The organism is Thermophagus xiamenensis (assembly GCF_900112795.1).
Classification (GTDB): domain Bacteria; phylum Bacteroidota; class Bacteroidia; order Bacteroidales; family Marinilabiliaceae; genus Thermophagus; species Thermophagus xiamenensis.
Map to the genome: position 1 here is coordinate 1 of NZ_FONA01000034.1, position 11,823 is coordinate 11,823.

The window sequence follows — 11,823 nt, forward strand, 5'->3', positions numbered from 1 at the left end:
GCCTGTTAGCGCCGATGGTACTGCGTAAAAGCGGGAGAGTAGGTCGCCGCCGACTTTAAAAGAAAATAGAGCTCCGATTCATGAAAATGAGTCGGAGCTTTTTCTTTTGTGGTAGTAGTCGTAACAACGCAAAGACGCAAAGGCGCAGAGTTGAAAAAGGAGAGAAATGCCCTGTTGTATTATATTGGGAACAAATAGAAGAACCGGCAGAAAAGATTTAAAGCTGCCTCGATTCGACTCAATCGCCTGCTTCGATGCGATTAAATCACCTGCTTCGATGCGATTCAATCGCATGCTTCGATGTGATTCAATCGCATGCTTCGATGTGATTCAATCGCATGCCTCGATGCGACCCAGTGGTCTGCCTGGATGGAATATTGACTCTCTATTTTTTCCCATCAAAAAGGAAAGTGACTATTTGAACATTTTAAATTGAATTGGCAGAGCTAATAAATATTATGTGCGTTAATTACGAAAAAAAACTGACTTATAAGTTATAAATCCTTAGTTTTGCAATACACTAAGGTAAAGTAAATAAAGTTAAAGAGCTAATTTGATTTATAGACATGTGGAATGAACAAAGATTTTCATTACTACTTGTATGGGGCATAATGCTAATTTTCGGTATATCCAACCCTTCTGTTGGAAGTGATAAAGATTATGTTTATTTGATATACCTTGAAAATAGAATAAAAAAAATATTCCCCGATTCACTGGATCAGGCCGATTCTTTAGCTCTTATACTAATTGAAAAGGCAAATGAATTGGGAAATGATTCGCTGGCTTCACTGGGTTGGTTTTTTCGAGGTGAGGTAGCTTATTACCGAGGTCATTTTGATTTATCAGGGGATTACTATCAAAAAAGTATCAACTTTTTAGATTCAATAAATGCCCCGGAAAAGAAAGCCGTTTATTATAATAATTTAGGTCTGGTTAGATATTTTGAACAGCGGTATAACGAAGCTTTAAGAGCTTTTCTGAAATCTTCGGATTACGAAAGAATTTCCGGAAACGATTATGGTTTTGCTCAATGCCTTCACAATATAGCTTTGGTTCAAGAGAAAGCAGGAAGGTTTAAGAAGGCCGAAAATTATTTCCGGCATTCGTTGTCTCTTTTTTTTCAGATGGATTCGTTGGCTGATGCAGCTGCTGTGTTGAACGATTATGCTATATTTTTAAGAGGTCAGGAAAGGTTTGATATGGCTATTGAAAAATATAATGAAGCAATGGCCATATATGAAAAGCTTGATGATTCCGAGAATATTGCAAAGGTAAAATGTAATCTGGGTGCTTTGTTTTTGCATAAAAAGGAATATCAAACCGCAGCAATTTATTTGGAAGAATCATTGAATTATTTTAAAGATATGTCTTCTTCCGCTTATCTTATTAATCTTTACAGTTTGTTTGGTGATTTATATTTTGAACAAGGAAGGACTGCGTTGGCCGTAATATTTTATGAAAGGGCGGAAGATGCTGCCAAAAATATGGGTTGGGATCATTTACGACAGGAAAATTTGTATTCTTTGTTTAAGGCATTAAAAGCCGAAAAAGAATATGAAAAGGCTCTGGAAGCGCTTGAGCAATATACTCGGTTTAAGGATTCATTAATAATTTCCAATAATGCTTTTCTTAGAGAAACTATTGATAATGAGCTTGAAACCCTGCTAATGGAAAAAGAGCTTGATTTAATGAAAGCCAAAAATAACCAAATGAAATTGGTCTTAATAATTATTGGTTTGGTGCTTTTTCTGGGTTGGGGCGGTTGGTTTCTTTATGGCCGCAATCAATTATTAATGAAGGAAAAAGAAAGACGACTGCTGGAGCAAAAACTTCATCAATTGCAAGTGGAGCCGCATCTTATTTTTAACGTGCTACTTTCGATACAAAATTATGTTATTGAAGATAAAAAGAATGAGGCCATAGAATATATCCACGATATTGGTGAGCTGATACGCAGCATTCTCGATTATGGTGAAAAAGAGCTGATTTACCTGGAGGATGAAATAGATATTCTGAATAAATATTTAAAAGTTCAATGCCGTCGTTTTTTCCCATCAAATGGGTATAATGAGGTAAGAGCCTACATGACATCAGGTTCCGGATATTTATTAGTTCCTCCATTGTTGGTCAGGCCGTTGTTGGATATCCTTTTTATGCAAGGTAAAATTAGGAATAGTCAGCGTTTTGGCATAGAAATACGTTATGAACAACAGAAAAAACAATTGGAGATGACTCTTGAGACCAGAGGCATCATTTTGGATCATAAACTCTCAGAATCCGGCATTGAACTGATAAAACAACGTTTGGAGTTAATGCCGAAAGGCTCGAAAGTGGCTTCGCCCCAATTCATTGATGTGGTTTCTGAAGGAGTAAAAATCGGAAATAAATTGAAAATAGTTTTACCGTTGATAGAAGAGTCAGATGATGATTATTTCCTTCCAAAATCAGCGGGTATTTCTCCCCATCTTTCGGTATCCCATTTTAATAAAGGTTGTTGATAAGTATTGTTTTTTAGCCAGGTTTCGGCACGTTCAATAATTTTAAACAGCTTTTCGGTGTTACTGTCACGCTCCAGCTTTGTGAAACATTTTTTCTTTTTTACCCATTTTAATGCTATTGATGAGTCGGTGTATATGGGAATATTTTGATTTTTACGTTTCAGTTCGGCCAATCCATGAACAATGGCTAAAAACTCACCGATGTTATTGGTGCCTAATGGGAATTTGACGTGAAACACCACCTCGCCGCTGTTTACATAAACCCCACGGTATTCCATAGGGCCGGGGTTACCACTACAAGCGGCATCTACAGCCAAACTCTCCCGGATAGGAGGTGTTCTGGAGAATATCTCTGCGTTGGTTGTGTAAGAGTGCTGAGTGGAACCAATATTTTCTGTCCGGTAAGATGCATATGCTCTTTTAGCTTCTTCTAAACTTTTGTACGATTTATACCTGGCTCCTTTAAACCCATGAATGCGCTTATTACATTCTTCCCAACTATCTACTATCCCGGTTTTATGTCCAACCCAAATTACGTAATATTTTTTTTTAGGCATTTATATTAAAAGTTATGGTGAGATTAACCTAACCCTGAAACATTATTTAAGAAGAGTTTAATGGACATTGCCATTAATATAATACCAAAGAATTTTTTTAATACATAGATTCCGGCTTGTCCAATAACTCTTTCTACTAAAGTTGTCATTCGCAAAACTATGTATACGAAAACAATGTTAAGGAATAGGCCAATTACAATGTTAATAGTGGCATATTCGGCCCTTAGCGAAAGCAGGGTTGTAAAAGAACCGGCACCGGCAATTAGAGGAAAAGCTATAGGTACTATCGAAGCACCGGTTGGTGAATCGTGTTTGAATATGGTAACCCCTAGAATCATTTCTATGGCAATCATAAACAATACAAATGAGCCGGCAATGGCAAAAGACGAAATATCAACACCAAAAAGACCTAAAAGGGCTTTCCCTATAAAAAGAAAGGTTATTAAAATAATAAAGGATACCAAAGAGGCCTGAAAGGCATTGATTTTGTTCCCTTTGTTGCGCAAATCCACAATAATGGGAATGGAGCCCAATATGTCTATGACTGCAAACAGAACAATGAATGCCGAAACAATTTCCAGTAGATTAAGTTCCATCACCGAATAAGATTTAGTCGTTTTTAAAGTGGTGCAAATGTAGAAATAAATTTCGGTCATCAAACATGTAAAAAATCAGGGATTATGAGGATGATGACTGATAAAGCGTTTGATGGCTTTTAACTATATTTATTTCTGATAGTAACTGAGGATTATTGGAAAGTTTATTAATTAAAAACAAAATGTATCGGATGTCAACATTGATACATCTTTGCAAATCGGCAGAATAAGATATATCGGACCCCATGCCTTCCCAATTGCCATCAAAAGCCAGTCCTACTATTTCTCCTTGTTTGTTTAATACAGGGCTTCCGCTGTTACCGCCGGTTATATCATTGTCGGTGATAAAGCATAGAGGGAAATTTGTTTTTTCGCCCACAGATTGAAATAAAGAATCGAGATTTGTTTGTGTCCTGTATTGAGACTCTCCCGAGTTAATTTTTTCGAACATTCCATTCATGGTTGAGAAGGGGGCATAGACAATACCGTCTTTAGGTGAATAGGATTTGATTTTTCCAAATGACAGTCGAAGGGTACTGTTGGCATCCGGATATATTTGTTCCAACGTATCGGTTGTGATTAGGAGGTTCACATAAAGATGCATGGAATAATTTATTTGTTCTTCCATTTTGTTGAACATAGAATATATCGGCCCAAATTCCTGCAAAAGGGTATAATAGAAATTAAAAGCAGGGTCTTTTAAAAACTTTTCCGGCGATGGGGACTTAAGAAGAGCATAAAACTTCGTTTTATCAGCAAAGTGAGATTGAGAATAAATCTTTTCTGCTAAATCTTCGGGACCTGACGCACCTTTAAAAAGATATTTCTTGTCTACTCTAAAACTATCTTCAAGATGTGACTGATAATAATGGAGCATTTTTGTGAAAATTTCTCTATCCACATTTAGTGAGTAATTTTCAAAAAAATCTTCACTCCAGGCTTTCAGACGGTCTATTTCTTCTTCAATGGGCTGCGAAGCGGAGAAGTCTTCATTCATAAGTGCGAATAAACGAAGCGATTCTAAAACTAATGAGCTGATTTCCGCACCTTGTATTAAACTTTCGAGGGTGATGACGGTGGTCTTGGTAAGGTTTTTTCTCATTAAATATAAGATGTTTGAGGCTTTTAGGGCTTCCCGGAAAGCTTGTTGCTCATCACTAATCTGGCGAGTTAGCATGCCCTTTTCTGCCTCCCGGCGCAACTGGATAAGATTTAGCTTTTTTATGCATTCATTTTGACCGATGGCATATTTTTGAAAATTGGCCGAGGTGGCATACTTGTCGGCATACTGAATCCCCAGAATAGGAGAGTTTTTCATGTTCTTTTCCCAGATGGACTGTTTTATCTTACCGACATCAGCAATTACAGGATTTATGATATCGTAAGCTTCTATAAGTCCGGCAGAGGTGATATATCTTTGGGTTTCACCCGGGAATCCCAGAGTCATGGTAAAATCGCCTTCATTAATTCCTTGGGTAGAAATTTTAAGCACTCTTTTGGGTTGATACGGAACATTTTCGGGCGAATAATCGGCGGGAAGTCCTTCCGGTGAACAATATACGCGATACAGGGCGAAGTCTGCCGAATGACGTGGCCACACCCAGTTGTCGTTTTCACCTCCGAACTGCGCAATATCCTCGGGTGGGGCACCAACCAGCCGTACATCTCGAAAGGTCTGGGTAACCAACACAAAAAACATGTTTTGATAGAGAAAATCTTTAATTTCAACTTGCTGACCATTGCTGACAGATACAGTATCAAGGATAGCCTTTGAGATGCTGTCGATAATGTTTTCGGTTTCAATTCTTCCTGAAGCATTTTGTAATGCTTCCAGGAAAATGGACGTGACATCTTTTGCGTCTACCAAAATGGTAGCGGTTTTTCCCGGATTGGGTAATTCGGATTCGGCCGAACCGGCCCAATAGCCATTTTTAAGAAGGTCGTTACCCAATGTGCTGTGTTTTTGAATATCGCTGTAAGCGCAGTGATGATTGGTAAGCAATAACCCGTTAGTACTGATAAAACTTCCCGTGCAACTACCTTCGTCTAATGATACAATGGCCCAATTTAAGGATGAATCTTGAGACCCGAATATATCATCGCCGGGAATTTTCATTCCCATTTGATGCATTTTGTCTATTTTCGATTGTGGCAAATACCATGGCAACCACATGCCTTCGTTGGCATGGATTGTGGTAATTATTATGGTTTGTAAGAGTATTAGTAGTATTACCCGGGTCAACATATTTATCAACAACTTGAAAATTTTTTTAATATTGCTAAACTACAACAGAATAATTGTACTTTGTGATTTTGTAAAATAATTTTAAGATTATTTAGTATTTCTCCCAAATCGGATAGCCATTGGTGGATGACAATGTAAATGGAAAATGCAGACATGACCTACCTTAGTCCTTTTATCCGACCAATTAAAGTTATACGGATGGAACTAACATGGCAATAAAGTTTCCCAACAATAAAAACAGGTAAATTTATAGGCAGAAGTGTGCAGGCAGAAGGCAGCAAAAGTTTTTAGTGATTTGTCATCAGTCATTAGTGTTAATTGACTAACCACTAATAACTAACCACTAACCACTAATGACTAACTTTAAATTCCATTAGCCCAATGGGTTAGGCTGAGCTGAAGCGGATGAAGAATATTGTAGGTAGGTCAAAAAAAAGCTTCCTGTTGATGAATGTTTCCGGGTTTTCTTGATTTTCCCTGAAAACATGGCATCCACAGGAAGCTTCTAATTGATTTTGAAAATACTGTCTAAACGCGTTATTCGATGATGGTCATTTCATCAATCAGATTTTTAGCACCTGCAAATTTATCGATGATAAACAGCACGTAACGGATATCTACATTGATACATTTTTGCAATTCCGTTTCGAAAGCGATATCCCCACTCATAGCTTCCCAGTTTCCGTCGAAAGCCAGCCCGAACAGATGACCTTCGGCGTTAATGACGGGGCTGCCGCTGTTTCCGCCGGTAATATCATTGTCGGTGGTAAAGTTGACGTACATTCTGCCATCCTCATTGGCGTAGCGACCATAATCTTTAGCCTGGTAAAGTTGTTTCAGTTTTTCGGGTACCGAAAATTCATAATTGCCGGGTTGTTCTTTTTCCATTACACCTTTTAGAGTGGTAAAGTGTTTGTAAATAACGGCATCTTTGGGTTCATAGTCCCCCACTTTTCCGTAGCTTAATCGCATGGTAAAATTGGCATCGTCATAGAAGACGCTGTCGGGATGCATTTCTTGCAACCCGGCAATAAATAGCCGATGATTTTTCTGGATGGTCAGGTTGGATTGACGCATTTGTTCAATTACCTTGAAATATAAATCGATGGTAGACTTGGCTGCCGAATAGGCCGGGTCTTTAGTTAATTTCTTTAAACTGGGATTTTTCAAAAAGCTGTTGAGCTTTTCGGAGTCAACAAAAATTGACTTCCGGAACAGGTTTTGGGCAAAGCTTTCAAAACCGTCTTCTTTACCGGTTGCTATTTTTTGAAAAAAGGTAGGATACAGTTCCGCATCAATTTCTTCGTGATACAGTTTCAGCAATGCGCTCATTACTTTTTGGTCGGTAGGTGCGTGATAGTCTTTGAAGAATTCATCTGCTTCTTCTTTGAGCTTTTCCACTGCCTCATTAATTTTTTCCTTATCGTTTGATTCGAGCGCTTTTTCCAGGTCACGAGCCGAAAGTGAAAATGCCAAAACTTCTGTTCCGCGTAACATACATTCGCGAATAAAATTCTGAGCTAAATAGTAAGGTGCCCGGTTTTGGTAAGCGTCTTTAAGAGAAGACAATACTTCGCCATATTTTTCTTTGCGTTCTGCGGACTGATTGACCCAATTTTGGAACTCTTCTTCTATTTTTTGCTTTTTTGCTATGACATTGAGGCGCTTTAGTCCGCGATTCATGCCAATGCTATTTTTCCAATAATTAGAGCTGCGAGAATATTTGGAGGCGTACTGCAGTCTGATTTTTTCACTTGAGTTCATGGCTTCTTGCCAGATTTCCTGTTTTACGCCACGAGGTTTGATGAGCGAATAGTTAAAAATATTCATCCGTTCTTCGATGCCCCAGGATGTGAGATAGCGTTGAGTGCTTCCGGGATAACCAATCGTCATAGCGAAATCACCCTTTTTATATCCTTTCAAAGAGATGGGCAGATGATGGGCCGGTTTCAGGGGTACGTTGTCGGGCGAATAATCGGCCGGCTTACCATCTTTGTCAGCATATACCCGAAACATGGAGAAGTCGCCAGTATGTCTGGGCCACATCCAGTTGTCGGTGTCATGGCCAAACTTACCGATAGATGAAGGAGGCGCACCAACAAATCGTATATCATTAAACACTTCGTAGACAATCAGATAATATTGGTTGCCGCCGTAAAAGTCTCGCACTAATACACGATAGTGTGAATCCCCTTTCACACTGTCGGCTATTTGGGTAGAGATTTTATCGATGGCCGACTGTCTTTCTTCTTCAGTCATGTCGTCGGTAACGCCGGCCAGCACTTTATCCGTAACATCTTCCATGCGTTTCAAAAAGGTTACCGACAAACCCGGAGCAGGAATTTCATCTTCCAAAGATTTAGCCCAAAATCCATCTTCCAGATAGTTGTTTTCTACAGTACTAAGTTGCTGAATAGTCCCGTAACCACAGTGATGGTTTGTGAGGATTAAACCCTGGTCGGAAATAATCTCTCCGGTACATCCCCCGCCAAATATTACGACCGCATCTTTGAGACTTGAATGATTGATGCTGTAAATATCTTCAGCAGAGAGCTGCAACCCCATGGATTGCATTTTTTCAATGTTAAGTTTTTGAATAAGTGGCAGTATCCACATCCCTTCATCGGCTTTTATTATGCCCGAAACAAATAATAAAAGGGCCACTGCCAGGGTGCTCATTTTTTTTCTCATCTTATTTTTTGTTTTGTGTTAAATAATTTGTCGCTTAAATCATGGCCAGGCATAGCATGAATTTTCAGGCCTGCCTTTTTTTGCATGGGGATTGACAGTACAAAAGTATAATTATCCGTGGAATTTTTGGTGGTATTGTGAGTTGGAGGTTTTTATTATCTGACATTAAGGCCGGCCTAAAACTTTTAAGGAAGGAGCTTTTTATGTCGATAATACCAGTCTTGTTTGTGATTTACCCTAAAAAACAAAGAGTTAATCATCAAAGCTTTGCAGTTAATCATTTAAAAGAGCTCTATGTCCTTTTTGATGTTGAAGTTTCAGAAAAGAGGTTGTATTTTGCAGATAAGTTAAAATATTTAAATAATGATTTAAAGTAAAAATTTAAAAATCAAGGGCCATGAAGAAATTAATGAGTATAGCAATAGCTGTATTTATGGTAACAGCTGTGTCTGCCCAGTTACGCTTGGGCGGTGGATTAACAATGGGAACCCAGGCAGGGTTTGATGAAGACGGTGAAAAAGTTGGCATAGGACTAACCGTAAAAGGTGTCTATCCCATTAATGAAAAATGGTCGGTATCACCCGACTTTACATATTATTTCCCCACAGGAGGCGATTATTTTGATGTCAATATTTGGCAGTTGAATGCTAATGCACATTACCATTTTTATGAAATGACCGATATGGGTCTTTATGCATTGGGGGGATTAAATTATAGTCATATGAAATGGGAATATGATGATGGTTCGGGGTTTGATTTTCCTGATGATAGCGATGGTGAAATAGGCATTAATCTGGGGATTGGAGCCAATGTAAGTCGATTTTTCGGAGAACTAAAGTATGATACCACATTGGAGCAATTGGCTTTAACTGTGGGTATTCTATTCTAAAATATATTTTTATTATTATTCTCTACCACAGCGGCATGCGTTGGTGAGCCAATAGAGAATATTATCACGACAAAATGTATTTTTTAACCGTTATTCTTTTGGGATAACGGTTTTTTGATTTTAGAGGTCGCATTCCCATGGTAAAGGGAAAGTGTTTCCCTCGGTAAAGGGAAAGCGTTTCCCTCGGTAAAGGGAAAGTGTTTCCCTCGGTAAAGGGAAAGCGTTTCCCTCGATAAAGGGAAAGCGTTTCCCTCGGTAAAGGGAAAGCGTTTCCCTCGGTAAAGGGAAAGCGTTTCCCTTTAGTGAAAATCTATTTTAAGTTGAATTTCAGTCAATTTAAAAGATATGCGGTGTAACGGTGAAACTCCAAATTGTTCGATGGCCTGGCGGTGCTTTTTTGTGGGATATCCTTTGTTTTGGTCCCATCCGTAGCAGGGATATTCAGAGTGTTTGGATTTCATCCATTGGTCACGATGTGTTTTGGCCAGTACACTTGCCGCTGCAATACATTGATAGGTCGCGTCCCCTTTAACGATACATTGGTGCTTAAGATTTTTGTAAGGATGGAAACGATTCCCATCCACCAGCAATGAAATGGGAGCGGGGTTAAGTTGTGCTATGGCCAGATGCATGGCTTTAATAGAGGCATTAAGAATATTGATTTTGTCAATTTCGCGGTTGTCTACCATGGCAACGGCCCAGGCTATGGCTTCCTTTTCAATGATTTCTCGTAATTGGTTACGTCTTTTTTCGGTAAGTTGCTTTGAATCGTTCAAAAGTGGATGGTTGAAATCTTCCGGTAAAATAACGGCAGCAGCTACTACAGGTCCGGCCAAACATCCGCGCCCTGCTTCATCACATCCTGCTACAGTGGGCCCTGTAGAAATCAATTCTCTGTGATATTCTTTTTTTTTATGGTTTCCTTTACGACCCATTTCTTTTTGATTAAGATTTTAGATTTACGACTATTAGATATTAGATGAAGGATATTAGAAGCGCAGTTTACGGATGATAAGCAATGACATATCCTTTTATAGGTGTTCCCCCAAAAAGTACCATGGATTATATCAAAATATTGGTTCGATGCTCTGATTGGGATTGGGTGCTTACCACTTACATCTCATATCTAACATCTGGCATCTAAAAATCCATTAATCTAGATTTAATATTGGTTTTGATAGATTACTTCCAGAACGGTTTGTCCCACGGCTTTTAGCGTTTCTTTACCGATGACGTCCATATTATCGTTATGAGTATGCCAGTATTTCCCAAATGATGAGTTGTTGGTTGGGTCGTATTCGATAATATCAACTGTTTGGATTCCGGTAAGTTTATTAACATAGACGTGGTCGTCGGTAATATATCCGCCCTTATCAAAAATAAAGTAGTTGCCATAGCCAATTCGTGCCGCTGTGTCCCAAATATGGTCTACCAGACCTGAAGCCCATTGTAAAGAGTATCGTTCCTGATGAAAACGGGCACCTTTGGCTCCTACCATGTCTAACAGAATCCCATATCGGGCATAATAGTCTTTTTTGTGAGGATTCTTGCCCCAGTATTGACTTCCCAGGCACCAGGTATCTTGTTTGTAGGGAATATCCAGATGGTCGGGGATACCATAATCTTCGGCATCGAAAAAGATGATATCTATACCCGGATGAGTGGGATGGCTTTTTAAATGCCTGGCAATTTCCATTAAAACCCCTACACCGCTGGCGCCATCGTTGGCCCCGTCGATAGGATGGTTTCGTTTGGCGGGGTCGGGGTCGTGGTCGGCAAAGGGGCGTGTATCCCAGTGGGCAAACAATAAGATACGGTCATTTTTTTCGGGTTGAAATTGTGCAATGATATTTTTGATTGAAAGAACCGAATTATCGAAAGCTGTTACCTTCCCTTCCTGCACAACGACATTGGCACCCAATTCTTTCATTTTGTTGGTTAACCATTGAGCACAAGCCTCATGAGCTTCAGTGTTGGGGACCCTTGGCCCAAATTCCACCTGTTTCTGAATATAAGCATAGGCCGAATCGGCATTGAATTCGGGTGTGGGAAGGGGCGGCAGAGTCTCTTTTTTTTGAACATTGGCCTTACGGTTGGATTGATTTCCACATCCTGCCCCCATAGAAATAATTGCCAAAAAGGAAAGAATCAATGGCATCTTTATCAGAAAGTTAAGGTTGTTTTTCATTCGTATAAAATTTACTTACTTTATTGATATATTGCTTCTTATAAGTAGTCGTTAGTGGTTAGTCGTTAGATACTGTGTTAAAATCCAAATTTAATCAAAGAATAATTCACTAAATTTTTAACTTTGCGTACAGACAGAGGGAAGACATACGGTGATACA

Annotated in this window: 8 protein-coding genes; 2 read left to right on the forward strand and 6 right to left on the reverse strand. The window is 39.1% G+C overall.

What is annotated here, in order from left to right:
* Positions 1 to 566: 566 nt before the first annotated feature.
* Entirely contained in the window at positions 567 to 2,498 is a 1,932-nt protein-coding gene (locus BM130_RS14635) for a tetratricopeptide repeat protein (protein ID WP_010527115.1), read from the forward strand.
* On the opposite strand, the gene BM130_RS14640 is transcribed toward BM130_RS14635, so the two are convergent.
* The 4 genes from BM130_RS14640 to BM130_RS14655 form a co-directional block, all read right to left on the reverse strand.
* A complete protein-coding gene (locus BM130_RS14640; protein WP_010527116.1) occupies positions 2,429 to 3,055 on the reverse strand; it encodes a ribonuclease H1 domain-containing protein in 627 nt (208 codons plus the stop codon). The two genes, BM130_RS14635 and BM130_RS14640, sit on opposite strands and share 70 nt — an antisense overlap.
* A gap of 23 nt (positions 3,056 to 3,078) precedes the next feature.
* Positions 3,079 to 3,651 carry a MarC family protein gene (locus BM130_RS14645; RefSeq protein WP_010527117.1) on the reverse strand — a complete coding sequence of 191 codons (573 nt, stop codon included), beginning with the start codon at positions 3,649 to 3,651 and terminating at the stop codon, positions 3,079 to 3,081.
* A gap of 82 nt (positions 3,652 to 3,733) precedes the next feature.
* Entirely contained in the window at positions 3,734 to 5,896 is a 2,163-nt protein-coding gene (locus tag BM130_RS14650; protein ID WP_074964414.1) for a S46 family peptidase, read from the reverse strand.
* A gap of 537 nt (positions 5,897 to 6,433) precedes the next feature.
* On the reverse strand, positions 6,434 to 8,587 hold the full coding sequence (locus BM130_RS14655; RefSeq protein WP_010528001.1) for a S46 family peptidase: 2,154 nt from the start codon (positions 8,585 to 8,587) through the stop codon (positions 6,434 to 6,436).
* A 397-nt stretch (positions 8,588 to 8,984) separates the two neighbouring features.
* Between BM130_RS14655 and BM130_RS14665 the strand changes: the two genes are divergently transcribed.
* The gene (locus tag BM130_RS14665) at positions 8,985 to 9,476 is read left to right on the forward strand and encodes an outer membrane beta-barrel protein (protein ID WP_010528000.1); all 492 of its coding nucleotides are present in this window, start codon (positions 8,985 to 8,987) and stop codon (positions 9,474 to 9,476) included.
* A gap of 299 nt (positions 9,477 to 9,775) precedes the next feature.
* Here BM130_RS14665 and rnhB read toward each other — a convergent pair whose 3' ends face one another.
* Positions 9,776 to 10,411 (reverse strand): ribonuclease HII, encoded by a 636-nt coding sequence (gene rnhB, locus BM130_RS14670; RefSeq protein WP_010527999.1) that lies wholly within the window; start codon positions 10,409 to 10,411, stop codon positions 9,776 to 9,778.
* A gap of 227 nt (positions 10,412 to 10,638) precedes the next feature.
* Positions 10,639 to 11,664, reverse strand: coding sequence for a M28 family peptidase (locus BM130_RS14675; RefSeq protein WP_010527998.1), 1,026 nt, complete (start codon positions 11,662 to 11,664; stop codon positions 10,639 to 10,641).
* Positions 11,665 to 11,823 lie beyond the last annotated feature (159 nt).

What these genes read in the sequence shown, in the direction of transcription:
- rnhB (WP_010527999.1), bottom strand. Translation starts at nt 10,411, where the DNA reads ATGGGTCGTAAAGGAAACCATAAAAAAAAAGAATATCACAGAGAATTG.
- BM130_RS14635 (WP_010527115.1), top strand. Translation starts at nt 567, where the DNA reads ATGTGGAATGAACAAAGATTTTCATTACTACTTGTATGGGGCATAATG.
- BM130_RS14665 (WP_010528000.1), top strand. Translation starts at nt 8,985, where the DNA reads ATGAAGAAATTAATGAGTATAGCAATAGCTGTATTTATGGTAACAGCT.
- BM130_RS14640 (WP_010527116.1), bottom strand. Translation starts at nt 3,055, where the DNA reads ATGCCTAAAAAAAAATATTACGTAATTTGGGTTGGACATAAAACCGGG.
- BM130_RS14675 (WP_010527998.1), bottom strand. Translation starts at nt 11,664, where the DNA reads ATGAAAAACAACCTTAACTTTCTGATAAAGATGCCATTGATTCTTTCC.
- BM130_RS14655 (WP_010528001.1), bottom strand. Translation starts at nt 8,587, where the DNA reads ATGAGAAAAAAAATGAGCACCCTGGCAGTGGCCCTTTTATTATTTGTT.
- BM130_RS14650 (WP_074964414.1), bottom strand. Translation starts at nt 5,896, where the DNA reads ATGTTGACCCGGGTAATACTACTAATACTCTTACAAACCATAATAATT.
- BM130_RS14645 (WP_010527117.1), bottom strand. Translation starts at nt 3,651, where the DNA reads ATGGAACTTAATCTACTGGAAATTGTTTCGGCATTCATTGTTCTGTTT.